22 protein-coding genes are annotated in these 24,714 nt (G+C 61.0%); 13 read left to right on the top strand and 9 right to left on the bottom strand.

Annotated features, from left to right (window positions below):
• Window positions 1-9: 9 nt before the first annotated feature.
• On the bottom strand, window positions 10-960 hold the full coding sequence (locus GH769_RS24955) for a LysR family transcriptional regulator (protein WP_032901547.1): 951 nt from the start codon (window positions 958-960) through the stop codon (window positions 10-12).
• 103 nt (window positions 961-1,063) lie between these two features.
• Here GH769_RS24955 and betC point away from each other — a divergent pair, with 103 nt between their 5' ends.
• The 3 genes from betC (at window position 1,064) to GH769_RS24940 (ending at window position 5,302) form a co-directional block, all read left to right on the top strand.
• A complete protein-coding gene (betC, locus tag GH769_RS24950; RefSeq protein ID WP_032901546.1) occupies window positions 1,064-2,578 on the top strand; it encodes a choline-sulfatase in 1,515 nt (504 codons plus the stop codon).
• Between the two features lie 18 nt (window positions 2,579-2,596).
• Window positions 2,597-3,511, top strand: a complete 915-nt coding sequence (gene choX, locus GH769_RS24945) for a choline ABC transporter substrate-binding protein (protein ID WP_032901545.1) — start codon at window positions 2,597-2,599, stop codon at window positions 3,509-3,511.
• A gap of 222 nt (window positions 3,512-3,733) precedes the next feature.
• Window positions 3,734-5,302, top strand: a complete 1,569-nt coding sequence (locus GH769_RS24940; protein WP_032901544.1) for a SulP family inorganic anion transporter — start codon at window positions 3,734-3,736, stop codon at window positions 5,300-5,302.
• Window positions 5,303-5,430: 128 nt separating this feature from the next.
• Here the strand turns inward: GH769_RS24940 and aroE are convergent, their stop codons facing one another.
• The gene (gene aroE / locus GH769_RS24935; protein ID WP_032901543.1) at window positions 5,431-6,249 is read right to left on the bottom strand and encodes a shikimate dehydrogenase; all 819 of its coding nucleotides are present in this window, start codon (window positions 6,247-6,249) and stop codon (window positions 5,431-5,433) included.
• Window positions 6,249-7,181 (bottom strand): oxygen-dependent coproporphyrinogen oxidase, encoded by a 933-nt coding sequence (gene hemF, locus GH769_RS24930; RefSeq protein ID WP_014716294.1) that lies wholly within the window; start codon window positions 7,179-7,181, stop codon window positions 6,249-6,251. The genes aroE and hemF overlap by 1 nt, the downstream gene beginning before the upstream one ends.
• A 178-nt stretch (window positions 7,182-7,359) precedes the next feature.
• On the opposite strand from hemF, the gene GH769_RS24925 reads away from it, so the two are divergent.
• Window positions 7,360-8,337 carry a quinone oxidoreductase gene (locus GH769_RS24925; protein WP_014716293.1) on the top strand — a complete coding sequence of 326 codons (978 nt, stop codon included), beginning with the start codon at window positions 7,360-7,362 and terminating at the stop codon, window positions 8,335-8,337.
• Window positions 8,338-8,454: 117 nt separating this feature from the next.
• On the opposite strand, the gene GH769_RS24920 is transcribed toward GH769_RS24925, so the two are convergent.
• From GH769_RS24920 to GH769_RS24910, 3 genes are all read right to left on the bottom strand, one after another.
• Complete coding sequence (locus tag GH769_RS24920; RefSeq protein WP_014716292.1) at window positions 8,455-9,012, bottom strand: L-threonylcarbamoyladenylate synthase; 558 nt, start codon at window positions 9,010-9,012, stop codon at window positions 8,455-8,457.
• 73 nt (window positions 9,013-9,085) lie between these two features.
• Entirely contained in the window at window positions 9,086-10,189 is a 1,104-nt protein-coding gene (gene dprA, locus GH769_RS24915; protein ID WP_032901541.1) for a DNA-processing protein DprA, read from the bottom strand.
• Between the two features lie 63 nt (window positions 10,190-10,252).
• Complete coding sequence (locus GH769_RS24910) at window positions 10,253-11,029, bottom strand: hypothetical protein (protein ID WP_032901539.1); 777 nt, start codon at window positions 11,027-11,029, stop codon at window positions 10,253-10,255.
• Between the two features lie 135 nt (window positions 11,030-11,164).
• Between GH769_RS24910 and def the strand changes: the two genes are divergently transcribed.
• From def to GH769_RS24885, 5 genes are all read left to right on the top strand, one after another.
• Window positions 11,165-11,671 carry a peptide deformylase gene (def, locus tag GH769_RS24905; protein WP_003187273.1) on the top strand — a complete coding sequence of 169 codons (507 nt, stop codon included), beginning with the start codon at window positions 11,165-11,167 and terminating at the stop codon, window positions 11,669-11,671.
• A gap of 69 nt (window positions 11,672-11,740) precedes the next feature.
• Window positions 11,741-12,694: a methionyl-tRNA formyltransferase gene (gene fmt, locus GH769_RS24900; protein ID WP_032901537.1), complete on the top strand. Its 954-nt coding sequence runs from the start codon at window positions 11,741-11,743 to the stop codon at window positions 12,692-12,694.
• Window positions 12,691-14,001, top strand: a complete 1,311-nt coding sequence (rsmB, locus tag GH769_RS24895; protein ID WP_032901535.1) for a 16S rRNA (cytosine(967)-C(5))-methyltransferase RsmB — start codon at window positions 12,691-12,693, stop codon at window positions 13,999-14,001. The genes fmt and rsmB overlap by 4 nt, the downstream gene beginning before the upstream one ends.
• 22 nt (window positions 14,002-14,023) lie before the next feature.
• Entirely contained in the window at window positions 14,024-15,397 is a 1,374-nt protein-coding gene (trkA, locus tag GH769_RS24890; RefSeq protein ID WP_014716287.1) for a Trk system potassium transporter TrkA, read from the top strand.
• Window positions 15,398-15,531: 134 nt separating this feature from the next.
• Window positions 15,532-15,843 carry a M48 family metallopeptidase gene (locus GH769_RS24885; protein WP_032901533.1) on the top strand — a complete coding sequence of 104 codons (312 nt, stop codon included), beginning with the start codon at window positions 15,532-15,534 and terminating at the stop codon, window positions 15,841-15,843.
• Window positions 15,844-15,974: 131 nt separating this feature from the next.
• On the opposite strand, the gene GH769_RS24880 is transcribed toward GH769_RS24885, so the two are convergent.
• Complete coding sequence (locus GH769_RS24880) at window positions 15,975-16,862, bottom strand: lysophospholipid acyltransferase (RefSeq protein WP_014716285.1); 888 nt, start codon at window positions 16,860-16,862, stop codon at window positions 15,975-15,977.
• 40 nt (window positions 16,863-16,902) lie between these two features.
• A complete protein-coding gene (locus tag GH769_RS24875; RefSeq protein ID WP_032901531.1) occupies window positions 16,903-17,460 on the bottom strand; it encodes a DNA-3-methyladenine glycosylase I in 558 nt (185 codons plus the stop codon).
• 81 nt (window positions 17,461-17,541) lie between these two features.
• On the opposite strand from GH769_RS24875, the gene glyQ reads away from it, so the two are divergent.
• From glyQ to GH769_RS24855, 4 genes are all read left to right on the top strand, one after another.
• Window positions 17,542-18,495 (top strand): glycine--tRNA ligase subunit alpha, encoded by a 954-nt coding sequence (gene glyQ, locus GH769_RS24870; protein WP_003187265.1) that lies wholly within the window; start codon window positions 17,542-17,544, stop codon window positions 18,493-18,495.
• The gene (glyS, locus tag GH769_RS24865; protein ID WP_032901529.1) at window positions 18,492-20,546 is read left to right on the top strand and encodes a glycine--tRNA ligase subunit beta; all 2,055 of its coding nucleotides are present in this window, start codon (window positions 18,492-18,494) and stop codon (window positions 20,544-20,546) included. The genes glyQ and glyS overlap by 4 nt, the downstream gene beginning before the upstream one ends.
• Window positions 20,546-21,085 (top strand): D-glycero-beta-D-manno-heptose 1,7-bisphosphate 7-phosphatase, encoded by a 540-nt coding sequence (gene gmhB, locus GH769_RS24860; protein WP_173877514.1) that lies wholly within the window; start codon window positions 20,546-20,548, stop codon window positions 21,083-21,085. The genes glyS and gmhB overlap by 1 nt, the downstream gene beginning before the upstream one ends.
• Before the next feature lie 82 nt (window positions 21,086-21,167).
• The gene (locus GH769_RS24855; protein WP_032901527.1) at window positions 21,168-21,938 is read left to right on the top strand and encodes a 1-acyl-sn-glycerol-3-phosphate acyltransferase; all 771 of its coding nucleotides are present in this window, start codon (window positions 21,168-21,170) and stop codon (window positions 21,936-21,938) included.
• Window positions 21,939-22,119: 181 nt separating this feature from the next.
• Here the strand turns inward: GH769_RS24855 and GH769_RS24850 are convergent, their stop codons facing one another.
• Window positions 22,120-24,399, bottom strand: a complete 2,280-nt coding sequence (locus tag GH769_RS24850) for a CHASE2 domain-containing protein (protein WP_032901525.1) — start codon at window positions 24,397-24,399, stop codon at window positions 22,120-22,122.
• Window positions 24,400-24,714: the final 315 nt, after the last annotated feature.

Below are 24,714 nucleotides of genomic sequence, written 5' to 3'. Positions count from 1 at the left end.
GCGCCGATCCTAGACCGCAATCGACGGCAGGGCCAGCCCGGTCAACGACTGCGCACTGCTGGCCTGTTCCGCCACCAGCCACTCGACAAATCGGTCCACCAACTGCCCACGGCGTTTGCGCTGGGGCTGCACCACGTAATAGCCCAAGCGCGACGTCACCGTGTGGCTGATCGGCCGGCACAGCCAATTCTGCTCCAGCAGGTTATCCACCAGGTGGCGCCAGCCGATGGCGACGCCCTGGCCGGCAATCGCGGCCTGGATCAGCAAGGTGTAGTTGTCAAAGCGCAATTGCCCAGGGGTCGGCGCAGCCGTGATACCCAATTCACGGAACACGCCATTCCAGTCGAACCACTGGCTGTTGTTTTCCTGGCGCAGGTGCAGCAACGGGCAGTCTTGCAAGGTCTGCACCGTCAGGGGCGCGACCTGCTCCTTGAGCCACTGCGGGCTGCACACCGGGAACACTTCCTCATTGAACAACCACAGGCTTTCGCCCTGCTTGAAACGGCCATCGCCAAACAGCACCGCCACATCAATATCGCTGCGCAGCGTGGCGTGGTTGCGCTCACTGGTGACCAGGCTGACATCCACCTGCGGGTTGGCCTGGTGAAAGCGATGCAGGCGTGGCATCAGCCAATAGGCGGCGAAGGCAAAGTCGGTGGCGACTTGCAGCACTTCATGCTGGCTTTGTTGAGTGATGGCGCCGAGGCCCTGATTGATGTTCTGCAGGCCGCCTTGCACATGCTCGAACAGCAGGGCGCCAGCGTCGGTCAGTTCAATGCCGCGGTAAATGCGATCAAACAGGCGGATCGCCAGTTGCTCTTCAAGGCGTTTGATTTGCTGGCTGACCGCCGGTTGGGTGGTACCCAGCTCCATCGCGGCCGCGGTGAAACTGCGATGACGCGCCGCCGCCTCAAAGGCGCGCAGCAAATCGAGAGAGAGGTCACCCAGCGCTTCATACATAAGCTCAACTTATCCTAGTCATTGCTGCGCATGGGCTTTACCCCATAATTTAAGGCCCGCATGCTCATTGGCATAAACACTGCCTATGGAATGCCGAGAAACCATGAAGCGCAAGAACATTCTTTTCATCATGGCCGATCAGATGGCCGCGCCGATGCTGCCGTTCTACGGGCCTTCCCCGATCAAGCTGCCCAACCTCAGCCGCCTGGCGGCACAAGGCGTGGTGTTCGAAGCCGCCTATTGCAACAGCCCGTTGTGCGCACCGTCGCGCTTCACCTTGGTCAGCGGCCAGTTGCCGAGCAAGATCGGCGCCTACGACAACGCCGCCGATTTCCCCGCCGACGTGCCGACCTATGCCCACTACTTGCGCCGCCTGGGCTACCGCACCGCACTGTCGGGCAAGATGCACTTCTGCGGCCCCGACCAGTTGCACGGCTATGAGGAACGCCTGACCAGCGACATCTACCCCGCCGACTACGGCTGGGCGGTGAACTGGGATGAGCCAGACGTACGCCCTACCTGGTATCACAACATGTCCTCGGTGCTGCAAGCCGGTCCGTGTGTACGCACCAACCAGCTGGATTTCGACGAAGAGGTGGTGTTCAAGGCCCAGCAATATCTGTTCGACCACATCCGCGAGCCGGGCGACCAGCCGTTCTGCCTGACCGTGTCGATGACTCATCCCCACGACCCTTACACCATTCCCAAGCCGTTCTGGGACCTCTACGCCGACACCGAGATCCCAATGCCCGCGACGCCGCCCCAGGCCGATCTCGACCCGCATTCCCAGCGGCTGCTCAAGGTTTATGACTTGTGGGACAAACCGCTGCCTGTGGATAAGATCCGCGACGCCCGCCGCGCCTACTTCGGTGCCTGCAGCTACATCGACAGCAACGTCGGCAAGCTGCTGCAGACCCTGGAAGACACCGGCCTGGCCGACGACACCCTGATCATTTTCTCTGGCGACCACGGCGACATGCTTGGCGAGCGCGGCCTCTGGTACAAAATGCACTGGTTTGAAATGGCCGCCCGCGTGCCGCTGCTGATCAGTGCGCCGGGGCAGTTCGCCGCTGGCCGCGTCACCCAGGCCGTGTCGACCGCCGACCTGTTGCCGACCCTGGTGGAATTGGCCGGAGGCGAACTGGATCCGCACTTGCCGCTGGACGGCCGCTCGCTGGTCGCGCACTTGCAGGGGCAGGGCGGGCATGACGAAGTGTTTGGCGAATACATGGCTGAAGGCACCGTCAGCCCATTGATGATGATTCGCCGGGGCGCCTACAAATTCATCTACAGCGAGGACGATCCTTGCCTATTGTTCGATGTGCATAACGACCCGAGCGAGCAGGAAAACCTCAGCCAGTCAGCTGAGCATCGGCCATTGTTCGAGGCGTTCTTGCGTGAAGCGCGGGCTAAATGGGACATCCCGGCGATCCATCAACAGGTGCTCGCCAGCCAACGCCGTCGCCGCCTGGTGTTTGAAGCGCTGACCCAAGGCAAGCTCAAGAGCTGGGATCACCAGCCACTGGTAGACGCCAGTCAGCAGTACATGCGCAACCATATCGACCTTGATGACCTGGAGCGCAAAGCACGTTTTCCACAACCCTGCCAAAACCAATAAGTAGACAGAGGGAAGGCCATGCAAAAGTTGACCGTGGTACTGAGTTTGGTGGTGCTCAGCAGCGCCCAGGTGTACGCAGACACTCGCTGCGAAACGGTAAAGATGGCCGATCCAGGCTGGAGCGATATTGCCGCCACCAACGCTATCACCAGTTTCCTGCTGACGGGCATGGGCTATCAACCCAAGGTCGACACCCTGGCGGTGCCGATTACCTTCGGCGGGCTCAAGGACGGCCAGGTGGATGTCTTCCTCGGCAACTGGATGCCGGCGCAGCAGGGCTTCTACGACAAGTTCGTGGCCAACGGTGATGTGGTGCAAATGGCGAAGAACCTGGAGGGCACCGAGTTCACCCTCGCCGTGCCGGACTATGTGTGGGACGCCGGGGTGCATGACTTTGCCGACCTGAACACATTTGCCGACAAGTTCGACAAGAAGATCTACGGCATCGGCTCCGGCGCACCAGCCAATATCTCGTTGCAGGAGATCATCAAGAAAAATGATTTCGACCTGGGGCAGTGGAAGCTGATCGAGTCCAGCGAACAGGCGATGCTCGCAGAGGTCTCGCGAGCGGTGAAGAAACAGCGTTTCATCACCTTTCTCGGCTGGACCCCGCACCCGATGAACGTGCAACTGAAAATGCGCTACCTCAAGGGCGGCGAGCAGTACTTTGGTGCCACCGGCAGCGTCTATACCTTGACTCGCAAGGGTTACGCACAAGCGTGCCCCAATGTCGGCAAACTGCTGACCAACCTGAGTTTTACCCAGGCCATGGAGAACAGCATCATGGCTGACGTGGCGAACAACAAGGTCAGCAATGCGCAGGCGGCGAAGACGTGGATCAAGGCCAACCCGGCGGTCCTGGACCAGTGGCTGGAGGGGGTGAAAACCCTGGACGGCCAGGAGGCGTTGCCGGCGGTAAAAGCCAAACTCTGACGTTAAAATCGGACGCAGAGCGTCCCGAGCAGCATTCCCACGCAGAGCGTGGGAACGATCAACTCTGACGCTTGCCGGCGACCCCGTGGGAGCTGGCTTGCCTGCGATAGCATCACCCCGGTATGCCTCTCACACCGAGGCGCCAGCATCGCAGGCAAGCCAGCTCCCACAGGTACCCATGCATATTGATACTCTTGCCAAAACCCTTTATCCGAGCCTGCGATGCCCCGGCCCAACCGCCATACACTCTTGCCTTTCCTGCGCTGGCTGCCGCGCCAAACCCGCGCCAGCGTCGGCCGGGACGCGATCGTCGGCCTCAGCGGCGCTGTGCTTGCGCTGCCGCAGTCGATTGCCTACGCACTGATCGCCGGTCTCCCACCCGAATATGGGCTCTACGCAGCCATCATCCCAGTATTGATCGCCTGCCTGTGGGGCTCGTCCTGGCACCTGATCTGCGGGCCCACGGCCGCCATCTCCATCGTGCTTTACGCCAGCATCAGCCCACTGGCCGTGCCAGGCTCCCAGGACTACATCACCCTCATACTGTTGCTGACCTTCCTCGCCGGGGTATTCCAATGGTTGCTCGGCCTGCTGCGCTTCGGCGCGTTGGTGAACTTTGTCTCCCATTCGGTGGTGCTGGGTTTCACCCTGGGTGCCGCCGTAGTGATCGCCTTGGGGCAATTGCCCAACCTGCTCGGCTTGGATTTACCGAGCCAGGCCACGGCTATCAATGGCCTGCTGGCGCTGATCGACCATCGTGGCGAGTGGGACCACGCGTCCCTGGCCCTGGGGCTGGGTACATTGCTGGCAGGTATGCTGCTCAAGTACCTGGTGCCACGTTGGCCGACATTGTTGATCGCCTTGGTGTTGGGCAGCCTGGCGGCATGGCTGTTGCCGGCGATGTTCGGGCATGTGGCACGGGTCAGTTCGTTTATTGGCAAACTGCCGCCGTTCAGCCCGTTGCCGATGGATCTGGATCTGGTACTACGCCTGCTGCCCAGTGCCGTGGCGGTGGGAATGCTGGGGTTGGTGACCAGCCTGTCGATTGCCCGTTCGCTGTCCGCCCGCTCGCAACAACTGCTCGACGCCAACCAGGAAGTACGCGCCCAGGGTTTATCCAACATCGTGGGCGGATTTTTTTCCGGATACCTGTCAGCCGGATCGTTCACCCGCTCGGGCCTCAGTTATGAGGCGGGTGCCTGTTCGCCATTGGCGGGGGTTTTTTCGGCCCTGTGGGTGGCGTTATTCGCGTTATTTGGCGCAACGTTGATTGCGCATATTCCGATCCCGAGCATGGCGGCGAGCATCCTGCTGATCTGCTGGGGCCTGGTGGACCACCGCGGCATTCGTGCGCTGTTCCGGGTCAGCCGCGCCGAATTTGTGGTGATGAGCCTGACCTGTGTCGCCACCTTGTTGCTGGAGCTGCAAACGGCGATCTATGCCGGGGTACTGGCGTCGCTGTTTTTCTATCTCAAGCGCACCTCGCAGCCACGGGTGCAACACTGGCGCGACGGTGAAGCGGATGTGTTGCGGGTGGGCGGCTCGATCTTTTTTGGCGCCAGCCATTACCTGCAAGTGCGCCTGCAACGTCTGCAGGGTGAGCGGGTGGTGATCGAGGCGCAGCAGATCAACTTTATCGACTATTCCGGGGTGGAGATGCTGCACCAGGAGGCGCGGCGGTTGGCGGGGTTGGGCCGTAGCTTGACGTTGCGTGGGGCCAGGCCGCAGGTGGTCGAGGAATTGATGAAGCTGGAGGGGCCGGGTAACTGCCCCCTCCATTTCGAAGATTAAACCCGATCAACTGTGGGAGCTGGCTTGCCTGCGATAGCGGTGGATCAGCCAGCACATGGGTAACTGACCTATTGCTATCGCAGGCAAGCCAGCTCCCACATTAAGTGTGCCCACATCAGCGTGTGGGATCAGGCCAATTGCCGGCGCAGTTCGGCCAGTACGGGGCCCGAATCCGGACGCACGCCGCGCCACAGCAAGAAGGCTTCCGCCGCTTGCTCCACCAGCATGCCCAGGCCATCCATCGCCACCGCCGCGCCTTGCTCGCTCGCCCAGCGGCAGAATGCGGTGGGTTCCTTGGCGTACATCATGTCGTAGCAGAAGGTCTTGCCCGGCTCGATCAGGCTGCCGGCAATCGGCGGTACATCGCCTGACAGGCTGGCCGACGTGGCATTGATGATCACATCCACCGGCTCACGCAACCAATCGAAACCACTGGCAAACACCGGGCCCAGGTCATCGAACAGCTCAGCCAGCCGCTCGGCCTTTTCCACGGTGCGGTTGGCAATGATCAACGACGAGGGTTGCTGCGCCAGCAACGGCTCCAGCGCACCGCGTACCGCACCACCGGCGCCCAACAACAGGATGCGTTTGCCTTGCAGGCTCAGCCCGGCATTGACCGTCAAGTCGCGCACCAGGCCCGCGCCGTCGGTGTTGTCGCCCAACAACGTGCCGTCAGCCAGTTTGCTCAAGGTGTTCACGGCGCCGGCGCGCTGGGCACGTTCGGTCAGGGTATTGGCCAAGCGATAGGCCTCTTCCTTGAACGGCACCGTCACGTTGGCGCCACGGCCCTGTTGGAAAAACTCACGGGCACAGGCGGTGAAGTCCTCCAACGGCGCGAGCATCGTGCTGTAGTCCAGTTGCTCGCCGGTCTGGGCGGCGAACAGACGATGAATCAGCGGCGACTTGCTATGGCCGATGGGGTTGCCGAACACCACATAACGGTCCATCACACCGCCGCCTTGGGCGCGGCAACGCCGAGCCAGTCACGGTCTTGCAGGAAGTAGTCGGTGAGGCGCGCCTCTTCGCTGCCGGCTTCGGCCTTCCAGTCGTAGCTCCAGCGTACCTGAGGTGGCAGCGACATCAGGATCGACTCCGTACGCCCGCCCGATTGCAGGCCGAACAGGGTGCCACGGTCATAGACCAGGTTGAACTCAACGTAGCGGCCCCGGCGGAACTCCTGGAACTGGCGTTGTTGCTCGGTGTACGCCATGGCCTTGCGACGCTGCACAATCGGCAGATAGGCATCGATGTAGGCATCGCCGATGGCGCGGATGAAGGCGAAGCAGGTGTCAAAGCCCCACTCGTTCAAGTCATCGAAGAACAGCCCACCGATGCCACGGGGCTCGTTGCGGTGCTTGATGTGGAAGTAGGTGTCACACCAGGCCTTGTAGCGGGAGTACACGTCCGGGCCAAACGGTGCACAGGCCTGCTCGGCCACGCGGTGCCAGTGAATGCAGTCTTCTTCATTGCCGTAATACGGGGTGAGATCGAAGCCACCACCGAACCACCACACCGGTTCTTCACCTTCTTTTTCAGCGATGAAAAACCGCACATTGGCGTGGGAAGTCGGTACATGAGGGTTATGCGGATGGATCACCAGCGACACACCCAGGGCCTCAAACCCACGGCCCGCCAGTTCAGGGCGATGGGCACTGGCAGACGGTGGCAGACCGCTGCCGAACACGTGGGAAAAGTTGACACCGCCTTTTTCGATCACCGAACCGTTTTCCATCACACGGGTACGACCGCCACCGCCGGCTGGCCGGGTCCAGGCGTCTTCGATAAAGCGAGTGTCCGTCTCGAAGGTTTCCAGGGCGCTGCAAATGCGGTCTTGCAGGTCAAGCAGGTAGGCTTTAACGGCCTCGGTGCGGGTAGTCATGGCATCACCTTGAATCGGGCAAAGCTACGCGAGGCCCATGGGGCGTCGGCGGCAAATGGGCGCACAGGATACCACTGCGCCTACATGCCACTGCACTTAGGTGCGCAGCAGTTGACGAAGATCAAGCTTAGGAGTCCGATAGGGGGCTACGCAGATTCGAACCCAAGGAGAAGTGCAGATGGCCAAACGTATCCAGTTCAGCGCCCATGGCGGCCCCGAAGTACTTGAATATGTGGACTACACGCCAGCGGAGCCTGGCCCACAGCAGGTTCGGGTGCGCAACGAAGCTATCGGCCTGAACTTCATCGACACCTATTTCCGCAGTGGTCTCTACGCGCCGCCCGCCCTGCCATCGGGCCTGGGTGCGGAAGGCGCTGGCGTGGTGGACGCGGTGGGCAGTGAAGTCAGCCAATTCAAAGTTGGCGACCGCGTGGCCTACGGCAGCGGTCCGCTGGGTGCCTACAGCGAGCTGCATGTGTTGCCTGCCGCCAACCTGGTGCACCTACCGGATGAGATCAGCTTTGAACAGGCCGCCGGTGCCATGCTCAAAGGCCTGACCGTGCAATACCTATTGCGCCAGACCTATGAGCTCAAAGGCGGTGAAACCATTTTGTTCCACGCCGCCGCCGGTGGCGTGGGTTCCCTCGCCTGCCAATGGGCCAAGGCCCTGGGCGTGAAGTTGATTGGTACGGTCAGTTCCCCGGAAAAAGCCGCTTTGGCCAAATCGCTGGGCGCCTGGGAAACCATCGACTACAGCAAGGAGGATGTCGCACAACGCGTACTGGAATTGACTGACGGCAAGAAGTGCCCGGTGGTATATGACGGCGTCGGCAAAGACACCTGGCTGACCTCGCTCGACAGCGTGTCGCCGCGGGGCTTGTTGGTGAGCTTCGGCAATGCGTCGGGTGCGGTGGATGGGGTGAACCTGGGGATTCTGTCGGCGAAAGGATCGCTGTACGTGACCCGGCCTACTTTGGCGACCTACGCGAACAACCCGGCGAACTTGCAGGCGATGGCGGACGATCTGTTTTCGATGATCAAAAGTGGCAAGGTGCGCATTGATATCAACCAGCGCTACTCGCTGGCAGAGGCGGCCAAAGCGCAGACGGAGTTGTCGGGGCGGCGCACGACTGGATCGACCATCCTGCTGCCTTAAGATCGTACCCACGCTCTGCGTGGGAATGCATACCGTGACGCTCTGCGTCACAAGCGGACGCAGAGCGTCCAATGCGGCGTTCCCACGCAGAGCGTGGGAACGAGCTGCACCTCGGTCTCAGGACGGGCGCACCACATCACCCGTCACCAGGTCCCGAATCAGGCTCGGGTTCTTGCGCCCACCCAAGGCGCCGCCCAACACCAGGTCCACTTGCCCGCGAAAATACTGCTCCACGCGAATCCGCGTGCGGGCTGCCGGGCGGCCCTGTGGGTTGGCCGAGGTGGAAATCAACGGGCCGACCTCGGCGCACAAATCTCTCACCAACGGATGATCACTGACCCGCAGCGCTACGGTGTCATGCACACCCGTGACCCATTCGGGCAGCAAGTCTTGATGGGGCACCAGCCACGTATTCGGCCCTGGCCAGGTGCTGGCCATGCGTTCGATCCATGTGTCCGGGAAATCTTCAAACAGAAAGTCGAACTGACGAATATTGTCCGCCACCAGGATCAGGCCTTTGTCGACCGAGCGGTTCTTGATCGCCAGCAGCCGATCCACTGCTTCTTCGTTCCACGGGTCGCAGCCCAGGCCCCAGACCGCTTCGGTCGGATAGGCGATCACCGCGCCTGCGCGAATTTCCCGTGCGGCTTCCAGCACACGCCACCTGTTGACCATTGTTTACTCTCCGGACTAAAGCTCTGGGCAGTTTACCGATCTTCGTTACAAAACCTAGCGCCAAAAACGTCCACTACAAAAGCCGACACCGCGCCAGCCAGCGCCCGCTTTCGCAAATCACCTGGCCCTCCAACTCCAGCTCCGTCAGGGTGGCCAGCACTTGGGACAACGGCCGGCCGCTGGCAATCGCCAAGGCTTCGCTGCTATGCGGTGCCGCGTGCAGCAGCGCCACCAGCGGATGGGTCACGGGCACCGGCGCAGCAGGGGGCAACCGCTGCCAACCGCGCAGGCCTTCAAGAATGTGCTCGATGGTTTCCACCAGCACCGCGCCATCACGGATCAGTTGATGACAGCCCTTGGCGGCGGGGTGGTGGATGGAACCCGGAATCGCGTACACCTCACGCCCTTGCTCCGCCGCCAGGCGTGCGGTGATCAGCGAGCCGCTGGACATACTGGCCTCCACCACCAGCACGCCTAACGACAACCCGCTGATAATCCGGTTGCGCCGTGGGAAATTACCGGCCTGGGGCGCGGTATCCAGCGGAAACTCGGAAACCACGGCGCTGCCTTGGGCGATCATCGCCGCAGCAAGCTTGCGATGGCGCTGTGGATAAAAATTTTCCAGGCCAGTGCCAAGCACGCCGATGGTATGGCCGCCCACGTCCAATGCCGCCTGGTGCGCCGCGCCGTCAATGCCCACCGCCAGCCCACTGGTGATGACAAAACCGGCGCTCGCCAGGCTGCGGGAAAAGGCCGCTGCCGTGTCCATGCCTGGGCGAGAGGCACGCCGGCTTCCGACCATGGCCAACTGTGGTTTTTCCAGAATACCGGGGTCGCCCGCCACGAATAACAACGGCGGCGCATCGTCGATCTGCGCGAGCAACGCCGGGTACTCTGGTTGGTCCCACATCAGCAAATGCTGGGCCGGGTGCGCCAGCCAGGCTAACGCCTCACTGGCACCGTCACGGACTTTGGGGCTACGTCGGGCCTCGGCACTGATGGCGGGCAAACCGAGGGAACGCCAGGCGCTGGCGGGAGCACTCAGAGCCTTGGAAGCGCAACCAAAGGCTTCGATCAACACGTGAAAACGCTTGGGCCCCAGTTCTGGCAGCCTGTGCAAGCGTAGCCGGGCTTCCAGCTCTGCCGGGGAAATATCGCTACTGTTTATCGGATTCATATGATCATCCTTGACCGGAACAAGCTGTGGATAACTCTGTTGGTAACTTATTTAGCAGGCTATTTATTGCGCTTGTTGAGCCGTCTCGAAACGGTCTTGCACGGCCAACGACCTTGAAGCACTGAGCACCAGGGCATAGCTGAGCTTTTCGTAGGTGCGAAACACCAGCAGGGTGCCCGCTCGCTCATCCGGGAGCGGCGTGGGCGTACCGGTGAGGGCGTCTCGCACGGTGGCGCCAGCCTTGATCACCGTGAGCAGTTGGCCTTCCATCAGGCCATCGCGGCGGCCCTTGTTCAGGGTCACAGCATCGAGCACGCCAATCTGCGTGACGCCCTTGGGGATGTCGATGATGTGCCCTGTAATCAAGGGTGCGGGTTTGCAGGGTTCCAGGCTGGCCAAAGCAACGGGAGGCTCGGCGCGCAACAAACGGTCACCCGGGCGAATTTCCTGGGTCACCCGTTGCACTGCCAAGGTGGTGAGGCTGTCGGCAAGCACAAAGCGCGCAGTGCCGATGTCGTCGGCATTGATGCCGAGTAATTCCTGGGTAACGGGGTCGGTGTAGGCCTTGCCCCGCCGAAAGATCCCGTAGCTGGGCTGGGCCGGGTCCAGATGCCCGCGCGCATGCACACGCTCGTCGTTGGCACCCAGCACGCGCCCGCCTTGAGCCGCAACAATATAAGGCGCGTTGTCCAGGTCGTGGGGGGATTCAAAAATACGGTTGTGCAGTAAAAAATGCTGGATGGCCTGTTGCGCGGCCTGATCCAGACGCTCAGTGGGTTGCACAATCAATGCCGTGGCGAACGGGGCCCACAGCAGCAAGACGAGTAGCGATTTCCTCATGGGGTGAATCTCCTTTATTATGTGCGTTCGCGTGAAATGCCATAGCCTTCGCGGCTTCCGAGCGTTTCACACCGGCCGTATGGGTCCATCCCACCGCCGATTTGTCTCTTCCTCACATGTGCAGCAATTACGCTTATGGCTATTTTGAACATCCTCGAATTTCCCGACTCGCGCCTGCGCACGATCGCCAAGCCGGTGGCCGTAGTGGACGACAAGGTTCGTCAGTTGGTCGATGACATGTTTGAAACAATGTATGAAGCCCCGGGCATCGGCCTCGCCGCTACCCAGGTCAACGTGCACCTGCGTGTCGTGGTCATGGACCTGTCGGAAGATCGCAGCGAACCTCGGGTGTACATCAACCCTGAGTTCGAACCGCTGACCGAAGAGATGGGCGAATACCAGGAAGGCTGCCTGTCGGTGCCGGAGTTCTACGAAAACGTTGAACGCCCGCTGCGCGTGAAGATCAAGGCGCTGGACCGTGACGGCAAGCCGTTTGAGCTGATTGCCGAAGGTCTGTTGGCGGTGTGCATCCAGCATGAATGCGACCACCTCAACGGCAAACTGTTTGTCGATTACCTGTCCACGCTCAAGCGGGACAGGATCAAGAAAAAGCTGGAAAAAAAGCATCGCCAGCAAGCTTGATGCCCTTCTTCCAAAGGCTTGCTGCGGCAAGCCTTTTTCTTTTGTGACTGTTTTTAACCGAGAACTCCCATGACCGAGCCATTGCGCATTGTTTTTGCCGGCACTCCTGAATTTGCCGCCGAACACCTCAAGGCGCTGCTTGCCAGCCCTTATGACATCGTCGCGGTGTACACCCAGCCGGATCGCCCGGCCGGTCGCGGGCAAAAACTGATGCCGAGCCCAGTCAAGCAATTAGCACTGGAGCACAACATTCCGGTGCTGCAACCGCCGACCCTGCGTAACGCCGACGCCCAGGCCGAACTGGCCGCGCTGAAGCCGGACCTGCTGGTGGTGGTGGCTTACGGTTTGATCCTGCCTCAGGCTGTGCTGGATATACCGCGCCTGGGTTGCATCAACAGTCATGCTTCACTGCTGCCCCGCTGGCGCGGTGCGGCGCCGATTCAACGTGCCGTTGAAGCAGGCGACAGCGAGAGCGGCGTGACCGTGATGCGCATGGAAGCCGGCCTGGATACCGGGCCGATGCTGCTCAAAGTCACCACACCGATCACCGCCCAAGACACCGGCGGCAGCCTGCACGACCGCCTGGCTGAGCTGGGGCCGCCCGCCGTGATCCAGGCCATCGCTGGCCTGGCTGCCGGCACCCTGCAAGGTGAAATCCAAGACGACAGCCTGGCCACCTACGCCCACAAGCTGAACAAGGACGAAGCGCGCATCGACTGGAGCCGCCCAGCCGTGGAACTGGAGCGCCTGGTACGTGCCTTCAACCCATGGCCGATCTGCCACAGCACCCTGAACGGCGAAGCCTTGAAAGTGTTGGCCGCGACCCTGGCCGATGGCGCAGGCGCTCCCGGTGAGATCATCGGCGCCAGCAAAGACGGCCTGTTGGTGGCTTGCGGTGAACAGGCGCTGTGCCTGACGCGTCTGCAATTGCCCGGCGGCAAGGCGCTGAACTTCAGCGATTTGTTCAACAGTCGTCGTGAGAAATTCACCCTGGGCACCACGCTTGGAGTTGTCAATCAATGAACCCACGTCTGGCCGCCGCCAAGGCTCTCGCCGCTGTGCTCAACGGCAAGGCTTCGCTGAACAGTTCTCTGCCGACGCAGTTGGATAAGGTTGAAGACCGCGACCGCGGGTTTACCCAGGACCTGGCCTTTGGCACCGCCCGTTGGCAGCCACGGTTGTCTGCGTTGGCCGCCAAGCTGCTGCAAAAACCGTTCAAAACGGCGGACGCGGATGTCGAGGCGCTGTTGCTGGTGGGTCTCTACCAGTTGCTCTACACCCGCGTGCCGGCCCACGCCGCTATCGGTGAAACCGTCGGTTGCGCCGACAAGCTGAAAAAGCCCTGGGCCAAGGCGCTGCTCAATGCCGTGCTGCGCCGCGCCCAGCGTGAAAGCGAAACGCTGTTGGCCGAGCTGGAACATGATCCGGTGGTGCGCACCGCCCACCCGCGCTGGCTGCAAAAATCCCTGAAGGCCTTTTGGCCCGAGCAATGGGAGGCTATCTGCGCGGCCAACAACGCGCACCCGCCGATGATCCTGCGGGTCAACCGTCGCCACCACAGCCGGGATGCATACCTGCAATTACTAGCCGACGCGGCCATCAACGCCACCCCGTGCGTGTACAGCACGGACGGTATCGTGCTGGAAGTCGCCGCCGATGTACGCAGCCTGCCGGGCTTTGCCGAAGGCTGGATCAGCGTGCAGGACGAGGCCGCGCAATTGGCTGCCGATCTGCTCGATTTGGCCCCAGGCCAGCGCGTACTCGACGCCTGCTGCGCGCCAGGCGGTAAGACGTGTCACATCCTTGAGGTTGAAAAAGACCTGGCCGGTGTGGTGGCTGTGGACCTTGAGGCCAAGCGCCTGGTGCGTGTGCGGGAAAACCTTGCACGCCTGGGCCTCAACGCCGACCTGATCGCCGCCGACGGCCGCGACACCGCGACGTGGTGGGACGGCAAGCCATTCCAGCGCATCCTGCTGGACGCTCCTTGCTCCGCCACCGGCGTGATCCGCCGTCATCCGGACATCAAGCTGACCCGCCAGCCCGACGACATCGCCGCCCTGGCGGTGTTGCAAGGCGAACTGCTCGACGCGCTGTGGCCGACTCTGGAAGTCGGCGGCATCCTGCTTTACGCCACCTGCTCCACGCTGCCCACCGAAAATACCGAGGTCATCCAAGCCTTCCTCGCCCGCACCAGCGGCGCGCGCGAACTGGACCTTGCCACCAGCGCCGGCATCAAGCAGCCCCACGGCCGCCAACTGCTCGCGCAGGAAGGCGGGCACGATGGCTTCTACTACGCCAAACTGATCAAGATTGCCGCCGCGCGCGGCTGAATGGTTTTAAGGGAGTGACCGGATGAAAATCATCATCCTTGGAGCAGGGCAGGTGGGTGGCACGCTGGCCGAACATTTGGCCGGTGAAGCCAACGACATTACAGTGGTCGACACCGATGCCGAGCGCTTGCGCAACCTGGGCGACCGCCTGGACATTCGTACGGTGCAAGGCCGCGCGTCGTTTCCGACGGTGCTGCGCCAGGCCGGTGCCGACGATGCCGACATGCTGGTGGCTGTGACCAACAGCGACGAGACCAACATGGTCGCCTGCCAGGTCGCCCACACCCTGTTCCACACCCCGACCAAGATCGCTCGGGTGCGCGAAGCGGCTTACCTGACCCGCGCCGGGCTGTTCGACAACGACGCCATCCCGGTAGACGTCCTGATCAGCCCGGAACAGGTGGTGACCCACTACATCAAGCGCCTGATCGAAATTCCAGGTGCGCTACAGGTTATCGACTTCGCTGAAGGCAAAGCGCAACTGGTAGCCGTGAAGGCCTATTACGGCGGGCCGCTGGTTGGCCAGCAATTGCGCCAGCTGCGTGAGCACATGCCGAATGTGGAAACCCGCGTCGCCGCGATTTTCCGCCGTGACCGGCCGATCCTGCCCCAGGGCGATACGGTGATCGAGGCTGACGACGAAGTGTTTTTCATCGCCGCCAAGGCGAACATTCGTGCGGTCATGAGCGAAATGCGCAGGCTCGACGAAAGCTACAAACGCATCGTCATCGCCGGCGGCGGGCAGATTGGCGAGCGTTTGGCCGAAGCCATCGAAAGCCGCTACCAGGTGAAGATCATCGAGATGAGCCCGACGCGGTGCCGGCATTTGTCCGACACCCTCGACAGCACTGTCGTACTGCAAGGCAGCGCCTCGGACCGTGACCTGCTGATGGAAGAGAACATCGCCGACGCCGATATCTTCCTGGCCCTGACCAACGATGATGAAGCCAATATCATGTCGTCCTTGCTGGCCAAGCGGCTGGGGGCGAAGAAGGTGATGACCATCATCAATAACCCGGCCTATGTCGACCTGATCCAGGGCGGCGATATCGACATTGCCATCAGCCCGCAGTTGGCGACCATTGGCACCTTGCTCGCCCACGTACGGCGTGGCGACATTGTCAGCGTGCACTCGTTGCGCCGTGGCGCAGCGGAAGCCATCGAGGCGATTGCCCACGGTGACTCCAAGTCCAGCAAAGTGATTGGCAAGGCGATCCGCGATATCGGCCTGCCGCCCGGTACCACCATTGGCGCGATCATTCGCGATGAAGAAGTGATCATTGCCCACGACGACACGGTGATCGCCACCGGAGACCACGTGATTTTGTTCCTTGTGGACAAGAAACATATCCGCGATGTGGAGAAGCTGTTCCACGTGGGGTTGAGCTTTTTCTGATTAAAAATTTGAGTGAGCCTGCCGCCGCCATCGCGGCAAGCCCGCTCCCACATGTGATCGCGTTCCAAGTGTGGGAGCGGGCTTGCCCGCGATGACGATATCGAAACCGCTATGTAGCTAAAGGATGCACCGCCATGCTCGAATCCCTGGAAAAAATGCTCGCCAAGGGTGTGGATAATTCATTGCTGCGCTTTGGCCTGGGCAAGGGTTATCTGGACCTGAAGGACAACGCAACGGCGGCCGAGCATTTGCAGCGATGCGTCGAGTTCGATCCGAAGTATTCGGCGGCGTGGAAGTTGTTGGGCAAGGCGCGGCTGGGATTGGAAGATCGCGCGGCAGCACACCTGGCATGGGAGAAGGGCATCGAAGCCGCCCAGGCCCATGGCGACAAACAGGCCGAAAAAGAAATGACGGTGTTCCTGAAGAAACTTGATCGCCAACCCTGAGGTGATCACCTGTTGGAGCTGGCTTGCCTGCGATGCAGACACCTCGGTATATCAGGCACTCCGAGGTGATGCTATCGCAGGCAAGCCAGCTCCCACATTTGATCTCCACTGGGCTGGAGGTCAGCGGTGTATCAATACCACCGCGCCTCACCCGGCGGGCGTTTCTTGAAGCGCTTCATGCTCCACATGTACTGGCTTGGGTAAGCGCCTACATAGCGCTCAACTACCTTGCTCATCGCCGCACAGGACGTCGCGGTGTCGGTGCTGTACATGTCCTCCGGCGCCGCTTCCAGGATCACCTTGTAGCCCGAGCCGTCCGGCAGCCGCAGGGCATGCAGGAACACACCCACCGCCTTGTGGCCCGCGAGCATGTTCGGCACGAACTTGCTGGTAAGCGCCTGGGTGGCAAAAAACGGTACGAAGATCCCGGCGGACTCAGCCGGCTCCGGGTCGGCAGGAATGCCCACCTGGCCGCCTTTGCGCACTTCCTTGATCACACTGAGAATGCCTTCCTTGGTGGAGGCCGCCACGCGGTTGCCCAGCTGCACGCGTTGTTTGCGCAGCAGTTCGTCCACCGCCTTGAGCTTGGGCGGGCGATAGAAAATGATCGGTTTGCACTGGCTGCAATAGAAGTGGTTCAACACTTCCCAGTTGCCCAGGTGGCTGGTGATGCCCACCACGCCTTTGCCAGAAGCCAGGGCCTCGTGCAGCACTTCCAAGCCCTCGACTTCGCGGACCAGGTCGATGGAGCGCTGCGCCGGCCAGATCCACGCGCAGGCGCTTTCGGTGAGGGACTTGCCGATGTCCATCAGGCTGCGGCCCACCAGGCGCTCGCGTTCTGCAGGGTCCATGTCCGGGAAGCATTTGGAGAGGTTGATCCGCACGGTATCGCGGGAACGGTTGGGGGTTTTCCACATGATCCAGCCGATCCCCGTGCCGACGGCTTGTACGGCGCGCCAGGGCAGCAGGGCAAACAACCGAAGAGCGCCTACCAGCAAGGCGCCTTTAAACTTTTCCACAGGTCACTCCTGATCGTGTGTGGTGCGCAAAGCCGGCATTCTAACCGGCGTTGGCCAAGTCCGCGTAACGGTCGCAGTCCTGGGTGTGGTCCATGACCATGCCCGAGGCCTGCATGAAGGCGTAGCAGATGGTCGGCCCGACGAAGGTGAAGCCGGCCTTTTTCAAGGCTTTGCTCATGGCTTGGGCTTCGGGCGTGATCGCCGGGACGTCGCTGCGATCCTTGAAGTGATTGACCTTGGGTTTGCCGCCGACAAACGACCACAGCAACCCCACGGGATCTTCCAGCGCCAGCCAGGCCGCGGCGTTGCGCCGGGTAGCGTTGAGCTTCAAGCGATTGCGCACGATGCCCGGGTCCTGCATCAGCACCTCGATTTCGTCATCGCTCAATTGCGCCAGACGCTGCGCGTCAAAGCCGAACAACACCTTTCGATAATGCTCGCGTTTGCGTAAAACGGTGATCCAGGACAGGCCTGCCTGGAACCCTTCGAGCAAAAGCAACTCGAACAAACCCTGCGCATCGCGCAGCGGCGTTCCCCACTCTTGATCGTGATAAGCCATGTACAGCGGATCTTCAGAACACCAAAAGCAGCGTGGCATAAGGCTCCAGGGAGTGGTGGCGGGGCCGAATCGGGTATACTCCCGCTCTTTAAATCGCAGCCCAAGTAACAGGTGAATTTCGTGAGCCAGCCTACGCCAGCCGTGCGTACCTTCCAAGACTTGATCCTCGCCCTCCAGCAATACTGGGCCGAGCAAGGTTGTGTGGTACTTCAGCCCTACGATATGGAAGTAGGCGCCGGCACTTTCCACACCGCTACATTCCTGCGGGCCATCGGCCCGGAAACCTGGAACGCCGCTTATGTGCAGCCCAGTCGCCGCCCGACTGACGGCCGCTACGGCGAAAACCCGAACCGTCTGCAGCACTACTACCAGTTCCAGGTGGTATTGAAGCCCAACCCGGACAACTTCCAGGAGCTGTACCTGGGCTCGCTGAAACATGTCGGCCTGGACCCACTGGTGCACGACATTCGTTTCGTCGAAGACAACTGGGAATCGCCAACCCTGGGCGCCTGGGGCCTGGGCTGGGAAGTCTGGCTCAATGGCATGGAAGTGACACAGTTCACTTACTTCCAGCAAGCCGGCGGCATCGAGTGCTACCCGGTCACCGGCGAAATCACCTACGGCCTTGAGCGCCTGGCCATGTACCTGCAAGGCGTGGACTCGGTCTACGACCTGGTATGGGCTGACGGCCCGTTCGGCAAGGTGACTTACGGCGATGTGTTCCACCAGAACGAGGTGGAGCAGTCCACCTACAACTTCGAACACGCCAACGTCGACAAACTGTTCGAACTGTTCGACTTCTATGAAAGCGAAGCCAAGCGTCTGATCGAACTCGACCAGCCGCTGCCGTTGCCAAGCTATGAAATGGTGTTGAAGGCCTCCCATACCTTCAACCTGCTGGACGCCCGCCGTGCCATTTCGGTTACTGCGCGCCAGCAATACATCCTGCGTGTGCGCACCCTGGCGCGTTCCGTCGCCCAAGCCTACCTGCTGGCTCGCGCCAAGCTGGGCTTCCCGATGGCAACCCCGGATTTGCGTGATGAAGTGTTGGCTAAGCTGGAGGCTGCACAATGAGTGCTCAAGATTTCCTGGTTGAACTGGGCACCGAAGAGCTGCCACCCAAGGCCCTCAATACCCTGGCCGATGCATTCCTGGCCGGTATCGAAAAAGGCCTGCAGACCGCTGGCCTGAAGTTTCAAGCCAAGAAGGTCTACGCCGCGCCGCGCCGCCTGGCTGTGCTGCTGACCGCGCTGGAAACCCAGCAGCCGGATCGCAGCATCAACCTGGACGGCCCACCGCGCCAGGCGGCTTTCGACGCCGAAGGCAACCCGACCCAGGCGGCCCTTGGCTTTGCCAAGAAGTGTGGCGTGGAGCTGAGCGAGATCGACCAGAGCGGCCCGAAACTGCGTTTCAGCCAGGTCATCACCGGCAAGCCAACCGCCAGCCTGTTGCCGACCATCGTTGAAGATTCCCTGAACGACCTGCCTATCCCCAAGCGCATGCGCTGGGGTGCGCGCAAGGAAGAGTTCGTGCGCCCAACCCAATGGCTGGTGATGCTGCTCGGCGACCAGGTCATCGATTGCACCATCCTCGCCCAGAAGGCCGGTCGTGACTCCCGTGGTCACCGCTTCCATCATCCAGAAAGCGTGCGCATCACTTCGCCGGCCAACTACCTCAACGACCTGCGCGCTGCTTACGTGCTGGCCGACGCCAATGAGCGTCGCGAGCTGATCAGCAAGCGCACCGAAGAGCTGGCCCGTCTGCAAGAAGGCACCGCCATCGTGCCGCCAAGCCTGCTCGACGAAGTGACCGCCCTGGTGGAATGGCCGGTGCCGCTGGTGTGCTCGTTCGAAGAGCGTTTCCTCGACGTGCCGCAAGAAGCCTTGATCACCACCATGCAGGACAACCAGAAGTACTTCTGCCTGCTGGACGTGGACGGTAAGTTGTTGCCGCGTTTTATCACCGTGGCCAACATCGAAAGCAAAGACCCACAGCAGATCATCGCCGGTAACGAAAAAGTCGTGCGCCCGCGCCTGACCGACGCCGAGTTCTTCTTCAAGCAAGACAAGAAGCAGAAGCTGGAAGACTTCAACCTGCGCCTGCAAAACGTGGTGTTCCAGGAAAAACTCGGCAGCGTCTACGACAAGGCCGTGCGTGTTTCCAAGCTGGCGGCCTACATTGCCCCACGTATCGGCGGCGACGCAGCCTGGGCAGCGCGTGCTGGCTTGCTGTCCAAGTGCGACCTGGCCACCGAGATGGTCGGCGAGTTCCCAGAGATGCAAGGCGTGGCTGGTTACTACTACGCCCTCAACGACGGCGAGCCGGATGATGTCGCCCTCGCCCTGAACGAGCAGTACATGCCGCGCGGTGCCGGTGCAGAACTGCCGAGCACCCTGACCGGTGCGGCCGTGGCCATTGCCGACAAGCTGGACACCCTCGTGGGTATCTTCGGTATCGGCATGCTGCCCACCGGCAGCAAAGACCCGTATGCCCTGCGCCGTGCGGCCTTGGGCGTGCTGCGTATCCTGATCGACAAAAAGCTGGACCTCGACCTGACCCAGGCCGTGGTATTTGCCGTCGGCCAGTTCGGCACCAAGGTCAAGCAAGCCGGCCTGGCCGAGCAAGTGCTGGAGTTTGTGTTCGATCGCCTGCGTGCGCGTTATGAAGACGAAGGCGTGGACGTTTCCGTCTACCTGTCGGTACGTGCCCTGCAACCGGGCTCGGCACTGGACTTCGACCAGCGTGTACAAGCCGTGCAAGCGTTCCGCAAGCTGCCGGAAGCCGATGCCCTGGCCGCCGTGAACAAGCGCGTGTCGAACCTGTTGAGCAAGGCCGACAGCCTCGGCACTGCCGAAGTCGACCCGGGCCTGTTTGCCGATGCCAAGGAGTTCTCGCTGAACTCAGCCATCGCCAAGGCCGAGAACGCCGTGAAGCCGATGATCGCTGAGCGTAACTACGCTGAAGCGTTGGCGCGCCTGGCGTCTTTGCGTGAGCCGGTGGATGCGTTCTTCGAAGCGGTGATGATCAATGCCGATGATGCTGGCGTGCGCAAAAACCGCTACGCCATGCTGGCGCGCCTGCGTGGCTTGTTCATCAATATCGCCGACATCTCCGTACTGGGCTGATCATGTTGAAACTGCTGATTCTCGATCGGGACGGGGTGATCAACTACGACTCCGACGCTTACATCAAGTCGGTGGAGGAGTGGATCCCGCTGCCCGGTTCGATCGAGGCCATCGCGCAGTTGAGCAAAGCCGGCTGGACGGTGGCCATCGCCACCAACCAGTCCGGCATCGCCCGCGGTTACTACGACATCGCGACCCTGGAGGCCATGCACGCGCGTTTGCGCGCGTTAGTGGCCGAGCAGGGCGGCGAGGTGGGGTTGGTGGTCTACTGCCCCCACGGGCCGGACGAAGGCTGCGATTGCCGCAAGCCCAAGCCTGGCATGTTGAAAATTATTGCAGAACATTACAAGGTGCCCTTGGCTGGGATATGGTTCGTCGGGGACAGCCTCGGTGACCTGGAGGCGGCCAAAGCCGTCGACTCTCAGCCAGTTTTGGTTAAAACCGGAAAAGGCGAAAAGACCCAGGCTAAAAACCTGCCGGTAGGCACCTTGATTTTTGACGATCTGGCGGCCGTTGCCGCAGAACTTATCAACAACTAGCCGCCCTCGACTTCCTGACCAAGGACTGTTCGGGAGTGCGCTTTTAGCAGGCGGGCCGTGTCCCGCAACGGTAAATGCCGCCATGTCGATCTTGCAGGCCATCAGAACCTTTTTCTTTTACCTGCTGCTGGGCACCAGTTCGTTTCTCTGGTGCACCCTGAGCTTTTTTATTGCACCGTTCCTTCCCTTCAAGGCGCGCTATCGCTTTATCAACGTCTACTGGTGCCGCTGCGCGTTGTGGCTGAGCAAGGTGTTCCTGAATATTCGTTTCGAGATCAAGGGCGCTGAAAACGTTCCTGATCAACCGTGCGTGATTCTCTCGAACCATCAGAGCACCTGGGAGACGTTCTTCCTCTCGGCGTATTTCTCGCCGTTGAGCCAGGTGCTCAAGCGCGAGCTTCTGTATGTGCCATTCTTCGGCTGGGCCATGGCCATGTTGCGTCCGATCGCCATCGACCGGGACAACCCCAAGGCTGCGCTCAAGCATGTCGCGAAGAAGGGCGATGAGTTGCTCAAGGACGGCGTCTGGGTGCTGATCTTTCCCGAGGGCACGCGGGTGCCCTACGGCACCGTGGGTAAGTTCTCACGGGGTGGTACCGCCCTGGCGGTCAACGCCAACCTGCCTGTGCTGCCAATTGCGCATAACGCCGGCAAGTTCTGGCCCAAGACTGGCTGGGCTAAACGCTCAGGCACTATCACCGTAGTGATCGGCGAACCGATGTACGCAGAAGGCGAAGGACCACGTGCCATCGCCGCTCTGAACGACCGCGCTGCGGCGTGGAATGAAGCGCAGCAACGGGCCATGGGCTCTCTGCCACCGGAACCTGTGGTGGTGGAGACGCCGGCCGTTTGAGCATCTGTGGATAACCTGTGTACGCTTTGTTGGCGAATTGGCTTTTTTGCTTCATAACAAGCTGATTTACTTACATATTTCTGAAGCTCATAAAATTCAGAAAAACGTGCATAAGTTTTTTCTTCATAAAAAAACCGGTCCTTGTGACCGGTTTTTTATGCACAGCAGAAAAGCCGCTTTTTCAGTCCTCCAATAACGGCAGCAGCAGGATAAACGTCGAGCCCTTGCCCAGCTCACTTTCACACACGATGCGCCCACCGTGCCGCTCCAACACTGCTTTAACCATGGTCAGCCCCAGTCCAAGCCCCTCACTGCCTTGAGCCGAATCGAAACGTCGGTATTGGTTAAACAACTCCGGCAGATCCTCAGGCGCAATCCCCGGTCCCTGGTCGCTTATCCTGCATTCCAACCAACCTTGCGCACTGCCATGCCTCAACCTGACGGTGGTACCGGATGGGGAGTATTTGATCGCGTTCTCCAGCACATTGAACAACGCCCGGGTGAGCAGCGATTGGTCAGCGTAGACCATGGCCTCGTCCGCCTCATCCAGGTCGTGAACCAAATGGATGCCCTTCAACTGCGCAATCACCGCCACTTGATCAAAGGCGTCCATCACCAGCATGGCAAACAGGGTGGGCTGGAACTGGTAACCGTCCGCTTCAGCCTTGGCCAATTGCACAAAGGATTCAGTCAGGCTCAAGGCCCGCCGCACCTGCTGTTCGATCTGGGTAAACACCGGGGACTCCCCGTTGTGCACGTCCAACAGGGCAAGGATCGCTGAGTGCGGTGCACGCAGGTCGTGGGAAAGGAAACGCAGCATCGTCTCGCGGTGCTGCTGGGCTTCACGCTCCTTGCTCAGGTCCGTGAGGCTCAACAACCAGCCGAGGGCAAAATCCCCTTCGGCAGGCAGCAAAGGGGCTAGCTCCATGCGCAAACTGCGTTGGTGGATATCGCGAAACTCGACCAGTTCCAGTGCCGATAGGGCAGGGCGTACACCATTGTGCAGCGGGGGATAGCCTAGATCGGCGAGCTGTTCGACGAGGTTTTCGCCGACCAGGTCATTGCCGAATACTTCACGGGCCACGCGGTTGGCCAACAGGATGCTGCCCTGAGGGTCGGTGATCAGCGTTGCTACCGGCAGGCACTCCAGCCCGTCAGCCATAAAGCGCCGCGTATCGCGTGTACGACTGACGGCTTGTTCAAGGGCAAAGATCCGCCCTTGCAGCACATCGCCCTTACTGGCGGGCGCGCGACGACGTTCCGGAAGCACCTTGGGTTCGTTATCCAGACGTGCCAGTTCCCAGCCAAAGTAGGCGAGAATTACGCTCAGACGTCGCCAATTCCAGATCAGGTAACTCAGCAACAAACCGATCAGGCATGCTGCGGGGCTCCACCAGTGGCCCAGGCGCAATAAGCCCCATGAGCCCAGCAAAGCCACGGCCATGCACGCCAAGGTCATCCACAGGGCGTAACGGGGGCGCACAAGCAGAAGGCCCAGCAGCAGGGCCACCAGGGACGTTGCTAGCAACGCCGCCAGCCAGCCGGGCAAATCGACGATGCTGCGGCCCTGCAATAAACCATTCAGTACGTCCGCCTGGATCTCAACGCCCGCTGTGGTACCTACGGTGGAAGAGAGCGGCGTCACGAAACGATCGGCCATGCCATAGGCTGAGGCGCCGATCAGAACCAGGCGACCACGCAGAGACTCGGGAGGTACCTCGCCCCGCAATACGCTGACGTAGGACACACTGGGAAAATGGTCTGGTTCCGAAGTGAACGGCACACGGATTTCATGTTCCTGGTGCCAGTGACCTCCAGTAGGCTCTTGCGGCAGGCCCGGCATCGTCTCGGCATGCTCGCTCATGACGAACGCCAGCCACGCCAACTGAGGAAGCGTGCTCCCCGGCGGGCCTTCACGTAGATACACGCTGCGCACCACACCGTCGTTGTCCGCTTCGACGTTGATGTGACCGACACCCTTGGCGCACTTGAGCAGTGGCGACAACGGCGCTATGGGAGCCTTGGGGCTGACGCTGCTGTCTCCGGCGATGGGCAGCAATACATTGCCGGCTTTGCATACGGCATCGGCCAGGCGCTGGTCGTCATGACTGTGGTCGGTCTCACTGAAGATCACATCCAACAAAATGCCCGCCGGCTGTGCGGCGTTCACGCGTTCAATCAGCTCGGCATGTACGCTGCGCGGCCAAGGCCATGGGCCAAGTGCTTCCAGGCTGGGTGCGTCGATGGTCACCAGGACGATGCGTGGATCTACCGGCAAGGGCGTGAGGCGGCGCAGGCTGTCATAGAGCGGATTATTGAGCGCTAAGCCAGCGCTCAAGGATAAGTAGGCCGTAAAGGGCAGGAGTACCAAACCGATCAACAGCCATTCACGAACCAACCCATGGAACAAAAGCTGGGCCTGGGTAGGTTGGCGTTTCTCGGTTTTGCGCCAGAGCTTCACAGGGCTAGCGCCATGAGGGGGCCAAGGCATTGATGGTCGTTAAGTAAAGATGTCATAAGCCCAGGATCCCTCTCCATGGGGTTGCGATGAAGTGCATGCAGTGTTCTGAAACCAGTGAAGCTTATTTCGGTCTCATTGGAGGACTTCCCACGACCGCGCAATGAACGATACCGCACATTGGAGCGGGCATAACGCCCCGGCGAGGCGATCACACCGACGCTTTTACGGAACGACAGGAGCCGGTATCTTCTTTGAGGATCGTAGTGGATTGAGTTTACGGCGCTTTCAGCGTATCGAGAGATCCAGGCACTGTAG

Source organism: Pseudomonas sp. CFSAN084952 (assembly GCF_009648855.1).
Classification (GTDB): domain Bacteria; phylum Pseudomonadota; class Gammaproteobacteria; order Pseudomonadales; family Pseudomonadaceae; genus Aquipseudomonas; species Aquipseudomonas paracarnis.
Note: the sequence above shows the minus strand (reverse complement) of the source record. Positions and strands in the feature narration are given on the sequence as shown.

Excerpts from the sequence above, each read along its gene's own strand:
- GH769_RS24955 (WP_032901547.1), bottom strand. The coding sequence starts at position 960 with ATGTATGAAGCGCTGGGTGACCTCTCTCTCGATTTGCTGCGCGCCTTT.
- dprA (WP_032901541.1), bottom strand. The coding sequence starts at position 10,189 with ATGAATCCGATAAACAGTAGCGATATTTCCCCGGCAGAGCTGGAAGCC.
- choX (WP_032901545.1), top strand. The coding sequence starts at position 2,597 with ATGCAAAAGTTGACCGTGGTACTGAGTTTGGTGGTGCTCAGCAGCGCC.
- trkA (WP_014716287.1), top strand. The coding sequence starts at position 14,024 with ATGAAAATCATCATCCTTGGAGCAGGGCAGGTGGGTGGCACGCTGGCC.
- GH769_RS24920 (WP_014716292.1), bottom strand. The coding sequence starts at position 9,012 with ATGGTCAACAGGTGGCGTGTGCTGGAAGCCGCACGGGAAATTCGCGCA.
- GH769_RS24925 (WP_014716293.1), top strand. The coding sequence starts at position 7,360 with ATGGCCAAACGTATCCAGTTCAGCGCCCATGGCGGCCCCGAAGTACTT.
- GH769_RS24855 (WP_032901527.1), top strand. The coding sequence starts at position 21,168 with ATGTCGATCTTGCAGGCCATCAGAACCTTTTTCTTTTACCTGCTGCTG.
- GH769_RS24910 (WP_032901539.1), bottom strand. The coding sequence starts at position 11,029 with ATGAGGAAATCGCTACTCGTCTTGCTGCTGTGGGCCCCGTTCGCCACG.
- hemF (WP_014716294.1), bottom strand. The coding sequence starts at position 7,181 with ATGACTACCCGCACCGAGGCCGTTAAAGCCTACCTGCTTGACCTGCAA.
- GH769_RS24875 (WP_032901531.1), bottom strand. The coding sequence starts at position 17,460 with ATGCCACGCTGCTTTTGGTGTTCTGAAGATCCGCTGTACATGGCTTAT.
- glyS (WP_032901529.1), top strand. The coding sequence starts at position 18,492 with ATGAGTGCTCAAGATTTCCTGGTTGAACTGGGCACCGAAGAGCTGCCA.
- GH769_RS24940 (WP_032901544.1), top strand. The coding sequence starts at position 3,734 with ATGCCCCGGCCCAACCGCCATACACTCTTGCCTTTCCTGCGCTGGCTG.
- aroE (WP_032901543.1), bottom strand. The coding sequence starts at position 6,249 with ATGGACCGTTATGTGGTGTTCGGCAACCCCATCGGCCATAGCAAGTCG.
- rsmB (WP_032901535.1), top strand. The coding sequence starts at position 12,691 with ATGAACCCACGTCTGGCCGCCGCCAAGGCTCTCGCCGCTGTGCTCAAC.
- fmt (WP_032901537.1), top strand. The coding sequence starts at position 11,741 with ATGACCGAGCCATTGCGCATTGTTTTTGCCGGCACTCCTGAATTTGCC.
- betC (WP_032901546.1), top strand. The coding sequence starts at position 1,064 with ATGAAGCGCAAGAACATTCTTTTCATCATGGCCGATCAGATGGCCGCG.
- def (WP_003187273.1), top strand. The coding sequence starts at position 11,165 with ATGGCTATTTTGAACATCCTCGAATTTCCCGACTCGCGCCTGCGCACG.
- GH769_RS24885 (WP_032901533.1), top strand. The coding sequence starts at position 15,532 with ATGCTCGAATCCCTGGAAAAAATGCTCGCCAAGGGTGTGGATAATTCA.